This is a genomic window from Shewanella sp. MR-4 (assembly GCF_000014685.1).
Taxonomy (GTDB): domain Bacteria; phylum Pseudomonadota; class Gammaproteobacteria; order Enterobacterales; family Shewanellaceae; genus Shewanella.
On sequence record NC_008321.1, the window covers coordinates 521638 to 543835 of the forward strand.

The window sequence follows — 22198 nt, forward strand, 5'->3', positions numbered from 1 at the left end:
TAGCTTGCGCGTCTTTATGAAGCGACATTTCACAGCTGACAGCCCCACACCTCAACGGCGGCATCGTGTTTGTTCGGCGGGCCAATCCAATGACTCATGGCTTGGCATTGCGCCTCCCCCGAAGCCTGAGTGAAGCACAGCTCAAAATCCCCCGCCTCGGGTGTGCGCCCTAGGCGTAATCTCGGCAGCACGGGCAACTTAGGTTGATAATGCCAACTGCCATTGCTAAATACCGCATCATCGGGGATTTCCATTCCTGCCCCCGTGCCTTTGACTCTGGCCTCAGTGAGGCGTAATCCTTGAGTGGTGACTTGATAGTCTTCTTCCCAGCGGATTTTTTCTATGCTGTGGTTCCACGCGAGGGTGAACTGCTCTGTGGGCACTTGTGCCCACAGTGTGCCCGCTAGGCCTAAACATAGACCTAGCATCTTATTGCCTTACCTTTGCATACACTCAAAACCTTACCCCTGCTCGGCAAGACGTTTCAGTTTGCGCGCTCTTAGGCTGTGCTGCACGATAAAGAGTAGCGCCAGTCCAAAGCCGATTTCATCACTGAGCGGTGTCGCAAGGATTAAACTGGCTCCGGCGAGGAAGCCGATAACACGCTCCCACCAATAGAGTTTTTGCAGTAAGAAACCGGTGAAGATCACGCCCCAGATACCAATACCTACGGTGGCTTTTAACATCACAAAGCCGATGGCAAGCCAGCTATCGCTTTGTAGCATAAGCGCCGGATCGTAAACCGCCATAAAGGGGATCACAAAGCCAGCGATAGCGATGCGAATCGCCCATAGACTGATCTTCAGCCCCGATTCTTTTGCGATTGGCGCAGCGGCAAAGCAGGCCAAGGCGACGGGAGGCGTGAGGTCGGCCATAATTCCAAAATAAAACACAAACATATGGGAGACGATCAGCGGCACACCTAAGTCCAGCAGCGCGGGGGCGGCAATCGAGCTGGTAATAATATAGTTAGGGATACTCGGGATGCCCATGCCTAACACCATGCAGGTGAGCATAGTTAACACCAATGAGAGGAAGAGGTTATCTTGACCCACGGCGAGGATGTAACTGGCGAAGGTTGAGGCAATCCCCGTCAGCGAGACGATCCCGATAATCACCCCAACCAGGGCGCAGGCAATCCCCACGGGCACCGCATGGCGAGCGCCATCGACTAAAGCGTGCAGGCAGATGGTCAGGGTATCTTTACCCCCTTTGATAAACCAGCAGACAGCGACGAGTAAGGCGATGACCCCAAAGACGACGGCGATTCCCATCTGGAAGAAGCCGGCACACAACACCCCAAGGGCAATCCAAAAGGCGAAGCGCATCGCATTAGAAGGTAGGCGCAGCACAATCGCAGAGCCTAAGATCACAATCGAAGTTAGTGCTAAACCGACCATGCCAGAAAACAGCGGCGTACGACCCGAAAACAGCAAGTAAATCAAAATAAACAGTGGGATCAGCAGATACCAGCGCTCCTTCACTGCCGCCCAGGGATCGGGGCATTGATCCTTAGGCAAACCACAGAGATTGGCGCGTTTGGCCTCCAGATGCACCATCCAGAACACTGAGCTGAAATACAACAATGCGGGGATTAACGCCGCTTTGGCGATTTCAATAAACGGCACGTTAATGGTTTCGGCCATGATAAAGGCCACCGCGCCCATGATGGGCGGCATAATTTGGCTGCCCATACTGGAAGTGGCTTCTACACCGCCGGCAAAGGCGGGGCGGTAGCCGAAGCGCTTCATCAAGGGAATGGTAAATTGCCCCGTGGTCACCACGTTGGCAACTCCCGAGCCCGTGATTGTGCCCATCATCGCCGAAGAAACCACGGCCACTTTCGCCGGGCCGCCGAGTTTATGGCCGAATAATCCCATGGCAAAATCGGTAAACAGACGGATCATCCCCGCTTGCTCTAAAAATGCACCAAAGAGAATAAACAGGAAGATATAGGTAGCCGACACATAGGTTGGTGTGCCGTAGAGCCCTTCGGTACCGAAGGATAACTGATTGATAATTTGGTCAACGCCGTAGCCACGGTGCATTAAGTCACCGGGGAGATATTGGCCGAATAAGCCGTAGGCCAAGAAAATACAGCAGATAATCGGCAGCGCCCAGCCCATCACCCGCCGCGCGGCTTCAAACACTAAAACAATCAACACCACGCCAATTACCATATCGGCATCGGTGAGTTCACCGGAGCGCTGGATCAAGTCGGCCTCAAAAAACCATTGATAGGCGGCCGTTGCCATGCCCGCAAGGCCAAGCACCCAGGCTAAGGGTTGCCAGGGGCGAGACTTGCCCACCGCCGGATAACTCAAGAATACGACTAAGAGTAAAAAGCCCACGTGGGTTGCCCGCAAAACTTGGGTCGATACGGGATGAAAGGCGGCGGTAATGATTTGAAAAATAGAGAAAAGTAGCGCGGTGTAAAACAGCGCCTTGGGCCAGTCACTGGTCTTAGCGCCTAGTCCTTGTTCGGAATCGCTCATATTTATGCCTCACAGCATTAGACTACAGAGGGCGACGCAGCACTTGAGTGACGCTATCACTCAAGTGCTTAGGTGAAAAATGGGTCGCACAGATTGAGGTTACACCCTTAGAGTGCGCCAACTTCTTTGAAATAACGCTCAGCACCTGGGTGCAGTGGCGCAGGCAGGTTTTTGGTTGCCTTGTCTAATTGAATGGCTTTCGCCGCTGAGTGGGCGTTGCCGAGGCGATCTAAATGCTCAAACATCAGTTTAGTCATCTGATAGGCTAAATCGTCAGACACACCAGTTTGAGTCACAAAGAGGTTTTGAATAGCAACCGTAGAGACATCGGCGGTTTGGCCTTCGTAGGTGGCTGCTGGGATCACTCCATGTTGGTAGGCGGGATTATTGATTTTGCCGATCACATCTTCGGGAATTTCCACAAAGTTGATTGGCATAGTCGCGGCTAAATCGCGGATCGCTGCCATACCTAAGCCCGAAGATTGTAAGGTCGCATCTAACTGACGGTTCTTAATTAGCTCGACCGATTCGGCATAGGGTAAAAACTCCACTTTGCCCATGTCTTCGTAGCTTAAACCCGCGGCTTTAAAAATGGCGCGCGCGTTGAGTTCTGTGCCCGACTTAGGCGCACCGACAGAAATACGTTTACCTTTCAAATCGGCTAAGGTTTTGATGCCAGACTCCTTATTGGCCACAATTTGAATGTAGTTAGGGTAAGCGGCTGCGAGCACGCGCACCTTATCTAATGGCTTTTTAAAGCCGGCATCGGCATCGCCTTGATAGGCAGCAGCCACAGAATCGCCTAAGGCTAAGGCCAATTCACCACGGCCCGCTTGCAGCAAATTGAGGTTTTCAACCGAGGCTTTAGTGGCCTGCACTGAGGTTTTGGCGCCTTCAATGCCTGAGCCATAGAGCTGCGACAATGCCACACCAATGGGGTAATACACGCCACTGGTGCCGCCAGTTAAGATATTGATAAAGGCAGGTGCGGCCGCCATTGAGGCTGCGCTGAGTGAGAGCGTTAATGCTGCGCCAACGGCGATAAAACGTTTGTTGATTTTCATGCTGAAATATCCTTATTTTTTATTGTGTTATATAGGGTAAGGTAAATCGGACTGTTTGATTGCAACTTTAGTATCACTACTTATATACCCAAATCTGCTCAAAATACAGGCTTTGTCACGAGTTTATATGCAGTCTAAATCGTGATTTATTAGGCGTATAGCCAATATTCCAATAGGGCTAGCGAGCGTCGGGTGCTGTGATGGCTAAAATGGAATAAGCTGATAAATCGGTAACTTAGCTGCGATTGTGGTTCTGGGTGATCTAGGTAAATAAAACCTTAGCAAAAGACTCAAGCAATGTGCATGTTGCTTTAGTCTAGGTGACTTTTTTAGTTAAAGGGTTTTCCTAGTTAAAGTAATGATTTAATTGGTTATTAACTTGTTTTGTTTGCTGAATTAATCACCAATGGTATGGGGAATAAAAAGCGAGCCAATAAAAAGGGCTAACCGCAGTTAACCCTTAATTGTCGATATTGGAGGCGCACCCTAAAGTGCCACAATATTATTTAACGTTATCGAGGAGACCTTTAGACGCGTTTTTGGCGTGTTTTGCGGCACGCTTTTCCTTCATCGTCATTAACGGCTGTTTCTTGGCCTCTTTGCGATTTTTTTGCTCTTTACTCATAGTTAACTCCATGTACTTTCAGTGGTTGTTCATCAGGCTAATCATGTAAGCCATTTGCGTAAAACCCGTTCCATGATGTCCTGATTAAAGCGAAACGATTAAACTCGAATTACACCATTTTTAAATCACAACTATTTAAAACTATTGGTAATTTACTTGAATTTATTTGCCTCTCTGAGCGGTACTCGCAAAATAATCTTATCACCTAAATCCTAACTAAGATCCACTCACTACTTAGAATAATTCACGCTAATGGTAGTGCCAATGTGTATATAAAATATGCGGTTTAGCGCACGGTTTTAGCCCTGCGCCATTACCTGCGGGTCGACTTGCCGAGTATGCCGCCGAGTAATCCGCGCAATATTTGTTTGCCGAGTTGATTACCCACGGTTCGCGCGGCTTGTTTGGAGAGTGTCTCGGCCAATCCTTGGCGGCGTTTATTGCCGAAGATCAGTTCACTAAACCAGCCTTGATCCGCTTCTTGGGCGGCGGGCGTACTCGCGGTTTGGGTGCTAGCTGCGCCATTGGCCGCTTCGGCGTGCCGTTGATTGAGCCGTTCGTAGGCGGACTCTCGGTTGATTAAAGTGTCGTACTTGCCGCCGATGGGGCTCTTGGCTCGAATGGCGTTTAACTCCTCCGCGCTTGCTGGCCCCATGCGACAGCGGGGCGGTGCAATCAGGGCGCGTTCCACCATAGTGGGCACGCCTTTCTCGGCGAGTGTCGAGACTAAAGCTTCGCCCACGGCGAGTTGTGAAATTACCTCGCTGACCACCAATTTAGGGTTGGGCACAAAGGTCTCTGCCGCGGTTTTAACGGCTTTTTGATCCCTTGGGGTATACGCCCTGAGGGCATGCTGAATCCGATTACCGAGCTGACCTAAGATCTCGTTGGGAATATCGTCAGGAAACTGCGAGCAAAAATACACCCCGACACCCTTGGAGCGGATAAGCCGCATAATCTGCTCTATGCGTTTAAGCAAACTTGCTGGGCAGCCTTCAAACAATAAGTGCGCCTCATCAATAAAGAAGACTAACTTGGGTTTATCGAGATCGCCGACTTCGGGTAGGTTTTCAAAGAGTTCTGATAGCAGCCAGAGTAAGAAGCTGGAATAGAGGTTAGGGGTCAGGATTAACTTATTGGCGGCTAACAGGCTGATAATGCCGCGCCCTTGTAAGTTCGTGCGCATCAAGTCTTCGAGTTGAAGCGCTGGCTCGCCGAAAAAGTCTTTGCCGCCATCGCGCTCCAAGCCGAGGACCGAGCGTTGAATAGCGGCGAGGGACTGGGCGCTGATAAGCCCATACTTGGCGGAGATATCTTTACGTTCATCGGCGACTAAGTTCAGCATGGCGCGAAGATCGTCGAGATCGAGTAACAATAAACCTTGGTCATCAGCCAGTTGAAACACTATGTCCAAAATACTGCTTTGGGTGTCATTGAGTTCGAGAATGCGCCCGAGCAGGGTGGGTCCCATCTCGCTCACGGTTGTGCGTAAGGGGTGCCCTTGCTCTCCAGCCAAATCCCAGAAAACCACAGGATTGGCCTCGGTTTGATATTCTTCAATCCCGATTTCGGCGGCTCGCTGGAAGAGTTTGTCGTTTGGTGTGCCCGCGACGCCAAGCCCAGAGATATCGCCTTTAATGTCGGTGATAAATACCGGCACACCTTGGCGAGAGAAGCCTTCGGCGAGGGTCATCAGCGAAACGGTTTTACCCGTCCCAGTGGCGCCTGCGATCAGTCCGTGGCGGTTGGCATATTTAAGATTTAAGTGAACCTGTTGCTCACCTTTACCTAAGAGTAGAGTATTCAAGCGCAGTCCTTGTCTTAATTAGCCCCGTGATGAACCTATGGGGCGTCGGTCATGGGTGGATAAAAAAACATCACTCAGTGTTTGCCTTTCGTGGATCTGTGTCAATATCGTTGAGCACATAATCGATACAGGTTTAGGGCGTGTTGACGTTTCGAGATTAGATTTTGTTCGTTCTGGCAAGCTCGTGCTTGCGAAACGAGGAATGATGTGTAGTTATTCTACTCAAATGACGAGTGACAAAGAGCAAGGGCTTGCCAGACGAACCCTTCGGGCAGCATTTGGCTGGCTTTTCTGCTGCGTTATCGTCCGTTTATGTAGAATAACTACACTGCACGGACTTTGCCTTGCATAAAAGCCAGCGAAATTGCTGCAAAAATAACCCTGAAACGTCAACATGCCCTAGTAAAGCTTGCCAACGTTAGCTTGGTTAAGTGTAGCTATTTTGTTGAGGAGCCGAAGATGAAAACCCCTTTGATTATGTTAGTCTTGTCCGCATCACTGTTAACCTCCGCCTGCGCCGAGTTAGCCTGTTCTGCTAGGACGGATGTCGACCCCTATGAGCCCATGCTAGATAAACAGCGCTGCGTGGCCGAGGCGGATAAACAGTTAGCAGCCCACGAGAAAGCCAAAAAGGCTGCAGAGGACCAACAGCTTAAAGAAGCTGTCGACAAAGCGATTCAACAACGTCAATAGAAAGGATTGGTATGAAGGGAGCGGGAGGAACACAGGGCGGTATTGGCCAATTTTTTATTGGGCTTGCCATGATGTGTGCAGGATTTTATCTGTTATTCAATGCGATACAGGTAAGTTCCAGTTTTGGGCTGGGCTATGGACTCTACCGCATGAATGCCTTTGGACAGGGATTCTCTATCACCACAGGTATGGTGATGCTGCCGTTTATCCTCGGGATAGTGATGGTGTTTTTTGATGCCAAGACCAAGCTCGGTTGGCTGCTCACCTTAGGCTCCTTAGTCGCCTTAATTGTCGGCGTGATAAGCTCAATTCAGTTTCACTTTAGGGCCATGTCGGCCTTCGATTTGATCGTGATTTTAGTGTTAGCCTTTGGTGGGCTAGGGCTGTTTTTGCGCTCGTTAAAAGCGGCGCCCACCGAGCAGAATGATCCCAAATAACGGCTACACTGAAATCTAGTTCCCATACCCATAGCCTAGGAAATCCAATGCGTTGGCGTGACAGTGACCGCAGCTCCAATATCGAAGACAGACGTGACCAGCAGATGGCGTCCGCGGGCGTGCCTAGCGCGCTCCTGCTGCGCTTGCTGCCTTTTCTACTTCGCACCAAAATAGGCCGAGTGATACTGCTGTTGGGCGGGCTATATTTTGCGTTTCAATATTTTACTGGCGGATTGTCCCTAGATCCGAGCCATCAAGCGGGGTTTAGTCAATCACAATCGGCCAGCAATACAGCCGCTCAAGATGAGAATGCCCAGTTTGTGGCGGCGATCCTCGGCACCACCGAAACCGTCTGGAATCAATTGCTGCAAGGGCGATATGTCGAGCCCAAACTGGTGCTCTATCGCAATATGACCTCAACGGGATGCGGTATGGGACAGGCGCAATCAGGGCCTTTCTATTGCCCCGCTGATAGCAAAGTTTATATCGACTTGAGTTTTCTCGAGGAGCTGAAAAAACTTGGGGCGCCGGGGGATTTCGCCTTCGCCTATGTGATTGCCCACGAGGTGGGTCATCATGTGCAGAACCTACTCGGGACCAGCACTAAAGTGCGTCAGGCGCAGCAAGCCGTCGGCAAGGCGCAGGCCAATCAACTGAGTGTTGCCCTCGAATTGCAAGCCGACTGTTATGCTGGCGTGTGGGGGCATTATGTCGACAGGCAGCTCAATCTGCTCGAAGCCGGAGATGTAGAAGAGGGCATCGCTGCCGCGAGTGCCGTGGGGGATGACCGCCTGCAAAAAATGGCTGGCCGAGCCGTACAACCCGAAGCTTTTACCCATGGCAGTTCGGCTGACAGGGTAAAATGGTTTAAGACGGGTTTTGCCTCAGGCAAGCTTGCCAGCTGCAATACCTTTAATCACAACTCGTGATAACACTGCCTTAGCGTGGGATTGAAACATGGCATTTGAAGATAGGTTTCGGCTCAGTAGCCATGGGGTGATCACTAACGATGCAGGCCAAGTGTTACTCCTTAAGGCAAATTACGGCAATTGCGCCTGGGGCTTACCCGGCGGCGCCTTAGAGCCCGGTGAAACGATTCACGAAGCCCTGCTGCGCGAATGCCAAGAGGAACTGGGGCTGGCGGTGAACGTCCACTACCTAAGCGGCGTGTATTATCACAGCACCTATCAATCCCAAGCTTTTATCTTTCGTTGTGAGTTTGCATCTGCCGACGCCGTGATTCGCTTAAGCCATGAACACTCAGAGTTTGCCTTCCATGATATCGACACACTTAGCGCGGTCCAGCAGCAAAGAGTTAAAGATTGTCTTAATTTCAACGGTGTTGTCGTGAGTGCAAAGTTTTAAGGCTTTGTCAGTAAGTATCTACAACAATAAAAAGAGACAGCAATGAAACTCGGTCGTAACGATCCTTGCCATTGTGGCAGTGGTAAAAAGTTTAAACGTTGTTGTATGAGCAGCGTTTTCCAGCAACATGCCCAAGTGTTCGATGATGTTGAGGCTATGTTGGCAATGAACCCAAATTTGAGCCTTGATGAACTTAACGCCGTTTTACAACACAAAGTTCAGGATCGCAATAATCAACCTCATCCCGATTTTTGTGGCGTAACACCAACACAAATGGCCAATTGGCTATATGCGCCTTTTGAGCAATTACAGTGGGTGAAAATCAGCACACCAGACGATCTTTCAACCAGTCCGGTGATGCGTTATCTAGCGCTAATTCTTGATGAGGCCATGGCGCAAGAAGGCTCCTTCAAAGCCACAAGTAAAGGCAGCTTACCGGCTAAGTTGGTTAAACAGGCCTGTGAGTTATTACCTGAGTTTGCCGTTGCTCAGTTCGAACGTGATCTCAGTATCAGCGAGTTTGCGGGCAGTAACGAAGACAAATTTAATGCCTTGCACTACACCCGAGTGCTTGCCGAAATTAGTGGTATTATTTACCTTCGTAGTGGCCGTTATCACGTTAAAAAGTCAGCGCAAAAGCAGTATCAAGCTCTAGGCATACAGGCATTTTTTAAACCTATGTTAGAGGCTGCCATCGGCAAATATAACTGGGGCTATCTGGATGGTTTTGAGTTTGATGTCGACTTACGAACCTTTTGGTTATTTATGTTGTGGCGCCTACAAGGTCATCACAGTGTAGAAAAGCTGGTGAAAGAGGTGATGACGGCTTTCCCCGATTTACTGCTTGCATTCGCTTTGGATGATTACTTCTCGCTAGAAAGAAACTTAAGCATGCTCATCGAATCTCGATTTATTGAGCGATTTTTACAGTTTTGGGGATTTTTGATCATTGAGCCAAGGCGTTACAAAGACGCTGAACCGATCGGCAGAGTTGTTAAGGTACAGCCTTTGTTAAAACAAACTTTTCAATTCACCATTAACGCATAGCAAGGTCATCGTGAGCGAATATCAATACTATAAATTCGAGCGTCTGGATGGGTACTTAGATGCTAAGGCGCGTCAAGCACTCAGAACCATTTCAAGCCGTGCGGACATCACTGCTACGTCCTTTCAGGTGTATTACACCTACAGTGACTTAAAGGCGGAACCTTCTACGCTGATGTTAAAATACTTCGATATCGGGTTTTACTATGCCGATTGGGGCTCAATCGATGTATACATCAAGTTACCTGCCGGAACGATCCCTGAAGCGTTGCTTGGCTTTTCAAGCGATGGGCTTCATGTACACCAAAGCGATGAGTGGCAACTACTGATTTTTTCCATCGAAGAGTATGGCGAGTATTTTGACGATGAACAGGCTGACGACTTTTTCCAGCATTTAGTTGGGTTACGCAGCGAGTTAATCCAAGGGAATTGGCGTCTTGTGTACTTTATGTGGCTCAAAGCGTTTGATTGTAATGACGAACTTGAAGAAATACCGTTAATTCAATACGATTTTGAGCACCTCAGTGAAGAGGTGCAGACGTTTGCGGCGCTGTATGATATTCCCTTAGCATGGGTTAAGGCACTTGCGATGGTGCTGAACGAACAACCAAGTCACCAAGCCAAACAAGCCCAATTTCAGTTTGATACGTGGCTGCATAATCTCACGGATGCGGAGAAAGACACGCTATTACGCACGCTGTTTGAGCAAGGCCTGCTAACTCGTCACCAAGCCTTAGCGCTGACGCGAAAAGAATCGGCCAACACAGACGAAACCTATCAGTATTGGTTAACGCCTGACCTTATTACCCCTTACATTCAACAAGCGCAAAGCCAATTACAGCAAGAGCAAGCTGAGGCGCTCGCAAAAAAATTAGCCATCGAAAAAGCGGAAAAAGAGAAGATGTTGACGGATATCTATAATCAGCGTGAGCACAGCTGGCAGCAAGCACAAGAGCAAGCGAATCGCACCTGCGCCAGTGGCTATGATGAGGCAGCACGCTATTTGCATCAGCTGTTTGAGGCCTATCAGTTTAAAGCGGATAACGTGGCGTTTGAGCAACGTTTTAAGCGCTTTGTTGTGACTAATAATAGCCGTAAAGCGCTGTTAAACCGGTTAAGTGATTTGCTTTAAATGATGGGGTTACAGACAGGCCAAGCGTTGTTAGCAAAAAATATCGTTCAGTTTTGATTGGCTGAAAGCTTGTATGCTCCTTAGGTCTACAGATTGTTACTCATAAAGTCACTTTGTGTAGACCTCGGGATGCTAAGCAACTCTCTTTACCATCTCTGTGGTAAATACTGGGTGAAATACAAAGGCATTACAATATTGGTTTGTTCTAACGCCGATGAGCCTTGTGTGCCCGTTAACTTAAAGGTTTTACTTGGAGCACATTTTTCAACGTAGGATGCCAACGATTTGGCTCTTGTACGTTTGCCACTTTTGACTTCAACAGGGACGATAACGCCTTCATCGGTTGCCAAAATAAACTCGATTTCGGCCCGGGCGTCATTCCATGAATAGCTTGGGTCAACGCCAATAGCAGTGAGCTCTTGCTGCACAAAGTTTTCAGCCACATAGCCTTTGTACTCATAGTCTTGTTGCTTAATCTCTTTATAACTGCTGCCTAGCATATGATTGAGCAGTCCCACATCAAATAGAAACAGTTTAACCATATTTTCTTTTTTGTAGGCCGCCAGAGGTGATTTTGGTATCCCTTCAATAGGGTAGTTTGGCAAGGCTAAGCGGCAACAGTGAAGCCAATGGATCGCGGTCTCAAAATCGCTATAACGAGATTTGCGCTCATGCACATGTTTAAATTTAAAGCGTTTAACGGACTCATCGCTGACAAGTGATAACTGCGCTGGAATACTGTTAAACACAGATTCAATCAGTGTGGCATCGACCTTGCCCGCGTACTTGCCAAAATCGCGGCGATAACCTTCAACTAAATCGGCATGAATTTTTGTGACTTTTTCAACCCGCTCTAAAATGCTTGAATCTTTAAACCTATACCAAGCGGAAACGGCTTCTGGCATACCACCGGTAAAAAAGTAATCTGTAAGTTTATCCATCAATTTAGTGTGCGCTGCCGGTGTGCTTGCTTGGGCTTCAAACGCTTTGATCAGTGCTTGCTCGTTGGATGCGTAAATAAATTCTTGGAAGGTCAGAGGTCGTAAATTGTATTGTTCTACCTTACCTACAGGGAAGGTGTTGAGCAAACCAATGTTCGAGCCGCTTGCCGCGACAAAATAGGACGGTGCTTTTTCAGCAAAATACTTTAGTGAGGTAACGGCACGCTCACATTCGCCAATTTCATCTAATATCAGCAGATCGGTTTCTGGGTTGAACGCCTGATTGGTCAACAGCTCAATGTTCATTATTAGCTCGTCTGGTGACAGTGAGCCATCGAATGCTTGTTTGTAGGCGGGATTTTCAAGAAAGTCGATACGCAGGATGTTGGCAAAGGTGTTACCAAACAACTCTTGCAGCAGATAGGTTTTACCCGTTTGCCTTGCGCCATCGATCAATAATGGCTTGCGCACAGGTTGGTTTTTCCATGCTATTAAGGCGTTGAGTAGGTTGCGCTGCATTGTCATTTCCCGTCAATTAAGATTGTTAACGGCCTATACTATAACTCACTCTACACTTTTACGCGCAGAAAAGTGTGGAATTTTACATTTTTATGCGCATAAAAGTGATAATCCGATCTGTTTCATGCATGTTACTCTTTATTTAATTCAAAATTAACGAGTTACCGATTGTTAAATTTATAAAGCCAAAGTCAAAGTCAAAGTCGTGGGGTTTCACCCTGATTTTTAATCAAGAGTCGACCAAGGAGGACTGCTCGTCCTATCCTCCTTTGATTATGAAGTTTGCTATTGGTCACTTAAAGCATCAAAGAGTTGTGGATGTTCTGTTTCACCCGCAAAATTTAACAGTGGGTGTCTCGTTAAACTTCTGGTGAACGTGCCAAGGTTTCACAGCCTTAAACCTAGACTAATTCTTGGTAGTAAGAAGAGATTAAAAAATTGATTTAATTTGATAATCCATTCGACTATTAAGCACCGCCATTTCAGTGACTCGCCGTAAATATATCCCTATAGGCTCGACGGCGGCATCCATGCCGCCAACGGTCACTTCTATGACTGTGCTTAATTTCGCGAGCTAAATCGTATTCTGCTAATCTGAAGCAGCACCTAAGTGTGACATGAAAAATGAGTGAACAATCTCAGCGGATATATATCTTTAAGCATGTTATGCAATTTCCCCACAGCTGAAAAATATGCTTAGACTTTCTATATTAAAAATATTAAGTAGTAACAATTGCTTCCATCTCAGTAAAGTGTACTTCATCAATTGTCTTTACCATATCTAATAGGATATTGAGAATCGCAGGTGACTCTCCAAGCAAGTTATCAACATTATCCTCTAACTCAATCTCTTGGTTGTGCGAGTATTTGTTGATAAAGCGATAAACCTTTTCAGCATCTTCAGGTTTGATTTCAGGATATTTTTTTACGCCATCATCAACTAGCTGCCTAAAATCATTTCTCTTTTTAGGAAATTTAAAGCACAAGAAAGATTCAAGAAGCTTTCTCGACAAATTTGCACACAAATACACTTCATCAAGATTAAGCTCGTGTTTCTCTTTTAGAGAATAAAGTTTAGAGAACAGGTAGTGATACTCGGAATTGTAATCAGTTAATGAATGGCCTGCGTTAACCAATTTAGACTGACGCACCCCATCAGATTTACTTTCAATTGTATAAGCTCTTGCTTTGATCTCTGGCGGTTGTTTACGCATCTGATTTTTCTTCAGTATCCAGTCTCTTACCAACTTGAAGTAGGCAAAATTGTGCGTCATTACAAACAACTGCTTTGCCTGTTCACAGTGCTTTTTCAAGAATGAGTACGAGTGAAACAAATGATTTGAGTCAAAGCTAGAAACTGGGTCATCAATCACCACAATCGTATTCTTAATATCATTATCGCGTTCTTCTAGTTTCGTCACGAAGTAGACAAATGCGATCGCAGTTTTCTCACCTTCACTCAGGTTTTGAGCGTGACTATCGGACCCATTACGTGAAATCCGATAGCCTTTTTGCTTTGCATCAAACCTTAAAGTTAACTCAGTTCTCCCAATAAACTTTGCCAGCTCAGCATTGAAAGCATCTACGGCAATTGACTCATTCGATAACTCTGCTTCAAGTCTCTGTATTTCTTTCATAATTGCAGAAATATCATCACTCAGCTTTTGTACATTAGCATATGCGGTCTTTCTATCTTCTATTTTTTTGCTGTATTCAAAATCGATAACTTCATCTGCGGCGTAATGAAGTTCAAGTGCTTTTTTATGTGAGGTCGTAACGGACTGAAAGTTTTCTGATTTGTCATTGTGTTTTTTCACACAAGTAGCGATATCAAGAATCACTTTGTTATATTGGTCTATCAAATCCACTGTTACAGACGAAATCTTTTGAGAGATATCAAATGGATCATTTGATTTATTTTCTATACATACTTGCCACTTATCTACGATACTCTTGATTTCAGTTACAACTCCCACCAAAGGAGCTACTGCATCTTTATACTCAGTCTGAAACTCATCAAAAAATGACTCAACGCTGGGTAAAGTAAGCTCAGGCAAATCAGGACAGTACTTTGTTGCCTCAGTAATCTCTTGCTTCAATATTTTGAATTCATTACTAAAATGATTGTTTAAACTAGTGAGCCTTGATTCATCTATCTTATTTCCGCAGAAATGACATTTTTCCGATTTGTGCTCATCATGTACCGACATACCACTTGATACCCACGTTTGAATATCGGGGTTGTCTCTAAGAAACTCAATGACTTCATTAACAGCTGACTTACTTAACAGTTTAGTTAGCTCATTAAAGCTTGACTCAAAATAATGTTGACTGATTGTATTTGCTGCAAATGAAATTTTATCTTTTTCGACAGGTGAGGCTGACTTGGTATGAAGAGTGATTTGCTCATCGGTAAGAACTGACGCAGGATCCACAATTTCCGCAGAGCTAGTTCTAATCAAATTTTCAAGCGAGGTTTTGTTGTAGTTAAGATACTTACTATCTTCGGTCCCAATTAGTTTTAAGCTTGTTTTGATATTCTTCGCTGTGCGTGTCAAAAATTTGTTTATTTCGGTATCGAGGTCGTCAGCTATCTTTGCTTCTTTTTCTGAAGCTGATTCTTTCAGTTTGAGGGTTTTATTTTGTTCATCTAACAGCTTTCGTTCTTCGATTTTTCGCTGGTCAACAAGCAGGATACTTTTGACTGTACCACTCCAGTCGATGTTTTCACGAACGAAATCATTATTAAATGTCCGAATGTTTAGCTGATTCTGAGAAAGGTTTTGTTGAGTAAGAATACTTTGAGCTTGACCATCCAAGCTATACTCGATTTCAAATGCTGATTCGGTGTAGTTGGTACCATCTAATTTCTTGTTTTCAATGCAACGGAATAATCGAGATAACGTCGATTTACCTGAACCGTTCCAACCATAGATAAGATTAAATTTCGCAAACTCATCACAACCATCATTGATGTGATTCTCATAAATGCCGAATGAGCGAAGAGTCTTTATTTTACTAATGCCGTTAATCATCTTGTCTATCGCTTCTTGTTTGACTGAGCTAGCACTGAAGCTGCGAATTCTTTTGTCTCGTCACTGTATTTGCTCGACTGAAGAACCTTAGACGCTTTAGTTTCCATATCTTTGCCTGTTTGCTTTGATGAACTGGCTTGAGACATAGCGCTTGCTGCTAGTGACTTCTGAATATTTGAAGCATTAGGGTTTAATAGGGTCTTAGCTGCTTTTGAAGCAACTGACTTAGAGGTTTGTTTAGTACTCATATTCTTATCCTGTGAAATAGACAATAAGGATATGGTGACCACTGAATATAATTTCAACAGCAGACGATAAAAAACCTCAATTTATCAGGGGTTTTATGAAAAAAGTCACAACTATTGATAGCTAATCATTAATAAATTAACGAGCCATCCATCATTAAATTTACACGGTGCATGCTTGTAAGAAGGGGTTCAGATTACTGTAGGGGTTGGCAAGATTAAGCGCTGTCATGAAAGTGACCGTCCGTGACATGGATGTCACGGTCGAGCACACAGGGATGTGCTTGCTGCGTGTCACTGGAATGAAAGTGCTTAATTGTTGAAACAGAATGATGAACCCCCTTTCTATGAGTAATTAGTACCGCTGTGTATTTGTTTAATTCCAACCCAAAACAAATAAAGCAGGATTTCCGCTCACAAGCATTGCGGGAATGACGGTGCTTAATCAATGTAGTCATTACGATATAAGCGCAAACCAAGGTACGGCAACTTGTCATTCTCCTTATGGCTTTCGTCTCGTAGCTCTTGTCTTGTGGATCAGGCGCGCAGGTGGGATTTCTTCTGTTATACTGCCCCCTCGATTTTTTGGAGGCGAGAATGGACGTATCTTCTTTACTAGACGGCCTGAATGATAAACAGCGCGAGGCTGTCGCGGCACCGCAATCCAGCATGTTAGTGCTTGCGGGCGCAGGCAGTGGCAAAACGCGAGTATTAACCCACCGTATCGCGTGGTTAATGCAGGTCGAACAGCAGAGCCCTTACTCAATTTTAGCCGTGACGTTTACCAATAAAGCCGCAGCCGAGATGCGTGAGCGGGTGGAGAAGGTCGCTGGCACCAATATGGGGCGGATGTGGATTGGTACCTTCCACGGGTTAGCGCATCGTCTGTTACGCACTCACTTCCAAGATGCGGGACTACCGCAAAGCTTCCAAATTCTCGATTCGGACGATCAGGTGCGTTTGCTGAAACGCATCCTTAAAAGTTTGAATCTGGATGAAAAACAATATCCTCCCCGTCAGGCGCAGGCCTATATCAATGGCAAGAAAGACCAAGGATTACGGCCCAAGCATATTGATGCGGGTGGTTTCCCGATTGAGCAAAACCTGCTGAAGATTTATCAGGTTTATCAAGAGTCTTGCGACCGCGCAGGTTTAGTCGACTTTGCCGAAATCCTGCTGCGTGCCCACGAGCTGTGGCTCAATAAACCGCATCTGCTGGCGCATTATCAGGAGCGTTTTAAGCATATTCTGGTGGACGAGTTCCAGGATACCAACGCCATCCAATATGCGTGGATCCGTGTGTTGGCCGGCCAAACTGCCAACGTGATGATAGTGGGTGACGATGACCAATCCATTTACGGTTGGCGCGGCGCTCAGGTTGAAAACCTGCACCGGTTCCTGCGGGATTTTCCGACTGCGACTACGATTCGCCTCGAGCAAAATTATCGCTCCAAGGGCAATATTTTGAAGGCGTCGAACGCCCTTATCGCCAATAACCCTGAGCGTTTAGGTAAAGAGCTGTGGACCGACGAAGCCGATGGTGAGCCGATTTCCCTCTACTGCGCCTTTAACGAAATGGACGAGGCGCGCTTTATTGTCGGTCGTATCAATGATTGGTACGAAAAAGGCGGCAATTTAAGTGACTGCGCGATTTTATATCGCTCAAACGCTCAGTCGCGCGTGCTCGAAGAAGCCTTATTACACAAAGGCTTAGCCTATCGTATTTACGGTGGCCTGCGCTTCTTCGAACGCCAAGAGATTAAAGATGCTATGGGTTATATGCGTCTTATCAGCAATAAAAATGACGATGCCGCCTTCGAGCGCGTGGTCAATACGCCGCCCCGTGGCATTGGCGATCGCACCTTAGATATTCTGCGTTCGACCGCCCGTCAGCAAGAGCTTACGTTATGGCAGGCTTGTTTACGTTTGCTGGATGAAAAGGTGCTGGCTGGCCGCGCCGCCTCTGCGGTACGTGGCTTTATGGATCTTATCGTCACCCTGCAGGAAGAAACTCAGGACATGGCGCTGTACCGGATGACAGACACAGTGATCCAAGCCTCTGGGCTTAAGGCCATGTACGAGGCGGAAAAAGGCGAGAAGGCCCACGCCCGTATCGAAAACTTAGAGGAACTCGTTACTGCGGCGCGTACCTTCGAAATGCCAGAGGAGCTTGAGGATATGGGCGAGCTGAATGCCTTCTTATCCCATGCAGCCCTAGAGGCGGGCGAAGGTCAGGCCGATGCCTTTACCGATGCCGTACAGTTAATGACACTGCACTCGGCCAAGGGGCTTGAGTTTACTATGGTGTTTATGGCGGGCGTCGAGGAGGGGATTTTCCCGAGTAAGATGGCGCTCGAAGAGGGCGACAGACTCGATGAGGAACGCCGCCTCTGTTACGTGGGCATGACCCGCGCGATGGAAAAACTCTATATCACCTATGCCGAATCCCGCCGTATTTATGGTCGCGAGGATTATGCCCGCCCATCGCGCTTTATTAAGGAAATTCCGCCGCAATATGTGGACGAAATTCGCTTAAAAGCGCAGGTGTCAACGCCGATGGCGAATAATCGCTTCAGTACGCAAAAGTCGGCGGTCGCCAACGATACTGGCTTTAGCGTCGGCCAAAGGGTGCATCATCCAAAATTTGGTGACGGCAAAGTGACTAACTTCGAAGGCAGTGGCGCACAGGCGCGGGTGCAGGTGAATTTTAGTGATTTTGGCAGTAAGTGGCTGGTGGTGGCCTACGCGCGTTTAGAGGCGCGTTGATTGACGCCAATGTCATGATTTTGTGACAGCTTGAGTCTGCACAAATTCGCTTAAAAGGTGGCTAGGGTATATGATGCTTAGCCTAGCAACCGAGATAAAAAATTAGGTTTGGGAGTAGCTAGTTAATGAATCTAAAGCAGAAGTGGGACGTGTATTCCCGCCTGACTCGACTCGACCGTCCTATCGGCACCTTGTTATTGCTCTGGCCCTGTTTAATGGCGCTGGTGTTAGCGGCGGGTGGAATGCCCGATATCAAAGTGTTGATTATCTTTATTATCGGTGTGGTGATCATGCGTGCCTGTGGCTGCATTATTAACGACTATGCCGACCGCGACCTCGACTCCCACGTTGAACGCACTAGATCCCGTCCCCTCGCCAGTGGCGAAATCAGCACCAAAGAAGCGTTATTGCTGTTTGTGATCTTAGGTCTAGCCGCCTTTGGTTTAGTCTTACTGCTCAATGGTTTAGTGGTTAAGCTCTCTGTTGTCGGCATTATCCTCACCATTATCTACCCCTTTACTAAGCGGGTAACGAATATGCCGCAGATGTTTTTGGGCGTGGTGTGGAGTTGGTCGATTCCCATGGCTTATGCGGCGCAAACCGGTGAAGTGCCCATCGAAGCTTGGTGGTTATTTGCCGCCAATTGGTTTTGGACTGTGGCCTACGACACTATGTACGCCATGGTCGATAGGGACGATGATTTAAAAGTCGGTATCAAATCGACCGCCATTCTGTTTGGCCAATACGATCGCCAAATCATTGGATTATTTCAATTTGCTGCGCTGCTGTGTTTTATCGCAGCGGGTTGGAGTGCCGACCGTGGCCTGCTCTATGGTCTGGGACTACTTACCTTTGTTGGTTTTAGCACTTACCAACAGATGTTGATTTTTGGCCGCGAGAGAGCTCCTTGCTTTAAAGCCTTCCTTAACAATAACTGGGCAGGGTTAGCACTGTTTGTTGGTTTAGGCGCCGATTACCTGTTCTAAACATTTTCGAGTAAATTTAAGTTTATTTGTGCGCGTTAGAATAACCTAACGCGCACATTAAAGGATATTTACGACTTCCAGACGTCATTATTCTTGTATCTATCATCCACATGACTTTCATCATTATTTCGAACCACTTTGGTTGCAAAGGTATCTTTCTCAAACTCGTGGATTTCAGTGGTATTTAAAATGATTTTTATAAAGTAATAGGCAAAGAATGGTATGGCTAAACCAAACGTAATGATGGATAGCGTAATCCACAGTATTGTTTGAATTAAAATGGCTTCAAACTTAAGGTTGTTTACAATCTTGTATTTTTTCACTTCGAGTCATTCCCTGTTAAAATAATGCTTAGCATCTAATGGTATGATTTGTAATTGACTTTATCAATCTAATCATTTGGTATCAGCTGAATGTTTCATCTTTGTCAATAATTCTTGTTCTACTTCATTGTAAGTAATAAGGAATGACTTTAGGTGTAGTTTATTGGAGCTGGTCAGCTTCAATCTCGGTGGTATTTTGAATTCCAACATGATAGTTGCTTTACTTGTACGCAAATTTATCGCTGTATATTTATTTTAATGAGGCGAATAAAGCTTTAAATTAAAGTAAAAAACTAAGGAGGTAGGATATGCCGTGCCGACTAACACAATTGTTTGGGATCCAGTTTCCGATTATTCAAGCCCCGATGGCGGGCGTGCAGGGTAGTGCACTGGCGATTGAAGTATCGCAGGCAGGTGGATTGGGCTCCTTGCCCTGCGCCATGTTATCCCTCGAGGCGCTTGAGGCTGAGTTAACCGAAATCCGCAGCAATACCACTAAACCTATCAATGTAAATTTCTTTTGCCATAGTGAGCCTTTAGCGCAGGCGGCCAAGCAAGCGGCTTGGCTTGAACAGCTCTCGCCTTATTTTACTGAATTTAATTTCGATCCGAATGCGCAGCCCGCTGGCGCCCAGCGCACCCCCTACAGCAAGGCGCAGGCCGAGGTGTTAGCCAAATTTAAGCCCGAGGTGGTGAGTTTTCATTTTGGGCTGCCCGATGAAGAATTGCTGCTGGAAATCAAATCCTGGGGCTCAAAAGTTATCTCCACGGCGACTACAGTCGAGGAGGCTCTTTGGCTCGAGGCCCGTGGCGCCGATGCGATTATTGCCCAAGGTCTAGAGGCGGGCGGGCACAGAGGGCACTTTTTATCCGAGGATTTAACCGAGCAGCAGGGGACTTTTAGTCTATTACCGCAGGTGATTGCGGCAGTGGATATTCCGGTGATTGCCGCCGGCGGCATTGTCGATGCCACTACAGTGCGCGCCGCCATGGCGATGGGCGCTTCGGCGGTGCAAGTGGGAACAGCCTATTTACTCTGCCCCGAGTGCAATACCAGCAGCATCCATCGTGAGGCGCTGCAAAGCGACGCCGCGCAGCATACGGCACTGACTAATTTATTTTCCGGTCGACCCGCTCGCGGCATAGTGAACCGCTTTATGGCCGAGATGGGGCCGATGAATGAAGCTGTGCCAGATTTCCCCTTGGCATCCTCGGCCGTTGCAGGCTTAAGAACGGCGGCGGAGCAACAAGGATTTGGCGATTTTAGTCCGCTATGGTGCGGCCAAAATGCCAGTGGTTGCCGAAACATTCCCGCAGCCGAGCTGACGAGGCAGTTGGCTTTAGGTGTGATGGGAGCATTATCTGGCTGATTATTTTTAACTCAACCTTGTCTCCATGGTCGTCACTCCCCATATCACCACTAAGCCAAGTGAGGAGTTTGGTGTTCATTATCATGGGGATGAGGTGTATCGAGCCGCATCCCTAAATTGAATATGCTCGTTGATAGGGATGTTAAATGCTAAAAATCCAACTTAGACGCCAAGTTAAATACCGCATTGCCTTTCTGGTACTGATGATTGCGGTTTATACCCTAGGCTTTCATTTGCTGCCGGAGCAGCTTACAAACACGCGCGAAGCCTTATCCTTAGCCGTAGTGACGGCCCTCTATTTTGTGTTGTTGCCAGTGCTTTATTGGTATTGGATTATCAAAATAGGTGCGCAAAAGCCGTGGAAGATGTTGGTTGTGTTAAGTTTGAGTAGCCTAATGGCGAGGCTTAGCTATCCACATGAAGTGGCTGAGTATTTCGAGTTTATCGCTTGGCTACGTTACCCCATTATTGCAGTATTACTCATTATCGAGCTGTACTTGATAGTAAGTATTATTAAGGGGTTATGGCAGGCGAGAAAGGCATCTGGGGATCCAAGATTAGCTATCGTTGAGCAGTATGCAGCAATGGCGCAGTCTGAGCCGAGTGCTGAAACGATAAAAAGGGAGTCAATTAATCCCAAAAAGCCGTCAGAGTCTGACTTGCCGCCCATACCCGATGAGAAGAGGCTAACATTGGGTTTAATCCTCGCCACTGAGCCCGCCAGTTGGTATTACGCCATTCCTTACTTTTCCCGTCGCCACCCTGAGGCCATTGGCTCTCTCAACTTACTCAGTGCTAAGCCTTGGCATGCTTTGGTTGTCATCGTGGGGTTAATGGCCGCCTCTGCGGTGAGCTACAGTTTACTCGATGGTATAAGTCATATTGCTGCTCTCTTTGTTTCAGGTTTGCTTTTGTATTCCATCCTATTAATGGCGGCAAATTATCGGATCAGTCGTTATTACTCACTTTACCAAAGGGCAGATAAGCTCATCATTAATAACGGTATGTGGGGCTTTATGGCCGTTGATTTCACGCAGATTAGTGAACTGAAATTAGGGCGCTTTAGCAGTCCTGTGTCGCAGGCTTCACAGGGTGACACCATGCCTAGTGACGCACCCGAAATCTTAACCCTAGGTCGCGGTGAGGCGAATGCGCAGTTGATATTTAACCAGCCGCAAGTTTATTACGGCGCTATGGGGCAATTACCTGAGTCATTGACTGTGGTTAACTTAGTCGTCGAGGACCCTCAAGCGTTAGCCGATACTTTAACCCCAAGTGTTGTGTTAGATAAGGTATCGTAGCGAGAAGAAAATGAGTTCGCGGCCTTGGTGCAATCAGCGCGTCGCTTCTG

19 protein-coding genes are annotated in these 22198 nt (G+C 47.0%); 10 read left to right on the forward strand and 9 right to left on the reverse strand.

The window, feature by feature from the left end:
- Nucleotides 1-29 precede the first annotated feature (29 nt).
- The 5 genes from SHEWMR4_RS02430 to SHEWMR4_RS02450 form a co-directional block, all read right to left on the reverse strand.
- Nucleotides 30-428 carry a DUF1850 domain-containing protein gene (locus SHEWMR4_RS02430; RefSeq protein WP_011621261.1) on the reverse strand — a complete coding sequence of 133 codons (399 nt, stop codon included), beginning with the start codon at nt 426-428 and terminating at the stop codon, nt 30-32.
- Nucleotides 429-461: 33 nt separating this feature from the next.
- The gene (locus SHEWMR4_RS02435) at nt 462-2495 is read right to left on the reverse strand and encodes a TRAP transporter permease (protein WP_011621262.1); all 2034 of its coding nucleotides are present in this window, start codon (nt 2493-2495) and stop codon (nt 462-464) included.
- Nucleotides 2496-2602: 107 nt separating this feature from the next.
- Nucleotides 2603-3559: a TAXI family TRAP transporter solute-binding subunit gene (locus SHEWMR4_RS02440; protein ID WP_011621263.1), complete on the reverse strand. Its 957-nt coding sequence runs from the start codon at nt 3557-3559 to the stop codon at nt 2603-2605.
- 502 nt (nt 3560-4061) lie between these two features.
- Nucleotides 4062-4184 (reverse strand): hypothetical protein, encoded by a 123-nt coding sequence (locus SHEWMR4_RS21170; RefSeq protein WP_041408679.1) that lies wholly within the window; start codon nt 4182-4184, stop codon nt 4062-4064.
- 313 nt (nt 4185-4497) lie between these two features.
- The gene (locus tag SHEWMR4_RS02450; protein ID WP_011621265.1) at nt 4498-5991 is read right to left on the reverse strand and encodes a helicase HerA-like domain-containing protein; all 1494 of its coding nucleotides are present in this window, start codon (nt 5989-5991) and stop codon (nt 4498-4500) included.
- Between the two features lie 459 nt (nt 5992-6450).
- Here SHEWMR4_RS02450 and SHEWMR4_RS02455 point away from each other — a divergent pair, with 459 nt between their 5' ends.
- From SHEWMR4_RS02455 to SHEWMR4_RS02480, 6 genes are read left to right on the forward strand one after another with little or no spacing between them, the layout of a single operon-like run.
- A complete protein-coding gene (locus SHEWMR4_RS02455; RefSeq protein ID WP_011621266.1) occupies nt 6451-6684 on the forward strand; it encodes a hypothetical protein in 234 nt (77 codons plus the stop codon).
- A gap of 11 nt (nt 6685-6695) precedes the next feature.
- On the forward strand, nt 6696-7121 hold the full coding sequence (locus SHEWMR4_RS02460; protein ID WP_011621267.1) for a hypothetical protein: 426 nt from the start codon (nt 6696-6698) through the stop codon (nt 7119-7121).
- Between the two features lie 47 nt (nt 7122-7168).
- The gene (locus SHEWMR4_RS02465; RefSeq protein WP_011621268.1) at nt 7169-8050 is read left to right on the forward strand and encodes a neutral zinc metallopeptidase; all 882 of its coding nucleotides are present in this window, start codon (nt 7169-7171) and stop codon (nt 8048-8050) included.
- Between the two features lie 28 nt (nt 8051-8078).
- Nucleotides 8079-8486 carry an NUDIX hydrolase gene (locus SHEWMR4_RS02470; protein ID WP_011621269.1) on the forward strand — a complete coding sequence of 136 codons (408 nt, stop codon included), beginning with the start codon at nt 8079-8081 and terminating at the stop codon, nt 8484-8486.
- Between the two features lie 42 nt (nt 8487-8528).
- Nucleotides 8529-9533, forward strand: a complete 1005-nt coding sequence (locus SHEWMR4_RS02475; RefSeq protein ID WP_011621270.1) for a YecA family protein — start codon at nt 8529-8531, stop codon at nt 9531-9533.
- Between the two features lie 10 nt (nt 9534-9543).
- Nucleotides 9544-10662, forward strand: a complete 1119-nt coding sequence (locus SHEWMR4_RS02480) for a hypothetical protein (RefSeq protein WP_011621271.1) — start codon at nt 9544-9546, stop codon at nt 10660-10662.
- Between the two features lie 146 nt (nt 10663-10808).
- Here the strand turns inward: SHEWMR4_RS02480 and SHEWMR4_RS02485 are convergent, their stop codons facing one another.
- The 3 genes from SHEWMR4_RS02485 to SHEWMR4_RS02495 all read right to left on the reverse strand — a co-directional run bounded on the left by SHEWMR4_RS02485 (nt 10809) and on the right by SHEWMR4_RS02495 (nt 15405).
- On the reverse strand, nt 10809-12122 hold the full coding sequence (locus SHEWMR4_RS02485; RefSeq protein ID WP_011621272.1) for an ATP-binding protein: 1314 nt from the start codon (nt 12120-12122) through the stop codon (nt 10809-10811).
- Between the two features lie 719 nt (nt 12123-12841).
- The gene (locus SHEWMR4_RS02490; protein ID WP_011621273.1) at nt 12842-15157 is read right to left on the reverse strand and encodes an AAA family ATPase; all 2316 of its coding nucleotides are present in this window, start codon (nt 15155-15157) and stop codon (nt 12842-12844) included.
- A 5-nt stretch (nt 15158-15162) separates the two neighbouring features.
- Nucleotides 15163-15405 (reverse strand): hypothetical protein, encoded by a 243-nt coding sequence (locus SHEWMR4_RS02495; RefSeq protein ID WP_011621274.1) that lies wholly within the window; start codon nt 15403-15405, stop codon nt 15163-15165.
- 594 nt (nt 15406-15999) lie between these two features.
- Between SHEWMR4_RS02495 and uvrD the strand changes: the two genes are divergently transcribed.
- Nucleotides 16000-18168, forward strand: a complete 2169-nt coding sequence (gene uvrD / locus SHEWMR4_RS02500) for a DNA helicase II (protein WP_011621275.1) — start codon at nt 16000-16002, stop codon at nt 18166-18168.
- Nucleotides 18169-18293: 125 nt separating this feature from the next.
- Nucleotides 18294-19154, forward strand: a complete 861-nt coding sequence (ubiA, locus tag SHEWMR4_RS02505) for a 4-hydroxybenzoate octaprenyltransferase (RefSeq protein ID WP_011621276.1) — start codon at nt 18294-18296, stop codon at nt 19152-19154.
- 68 nt (nt 19155-19222) lie between these two features.
- On the opposite strand, the gene SHEWMR4_RS02510 is transcribed toward ubiA, so the two are convergent.
- Nucleotides 19223-19477: a DUF6693 family protein gene (locus SHEWMR4_RS02510; RefSeq protein WP_011621277.1), complete on the reverse strand. Its 255-nt coding sequence runs from the start codon at nt 19475-19477 to the stop codon at nt 19223-19225.
- A 308-nt stretch (nt 19478-19785) separates the two neighbouring features.
- Between SHEWMR4_RS02510 and SHEWMR4_RS02515 the strand changes: the two genes are divergently transcribed.
- The gene (locus SHEWMR4_RS02515; RefSeq protein WP_011621278.1) at nt 19786-20847 is read left to right on the forward strand and encodes an NAD(P)H-dependent flavin oxidoreductase; all 1062 of its coding nucleotides are present in this window, start codon (nt 19786-19788) and stop codon (nt 20845-20847) included.
- Nucleotides 20848-20993: 146 nt separating this feature from the next.
- A complete protein-coding gene (locus SHEWMR4_RS02520) occupies nt 20994-22148 on the forward strand; it encodes a hypothetical protein (RefSeq protein ID WP_011621279.1) in 1155 nt (384 codons plus the stop codon).
- Nucleotides 22149-22198: the final 50 nt, after the last annotated feature.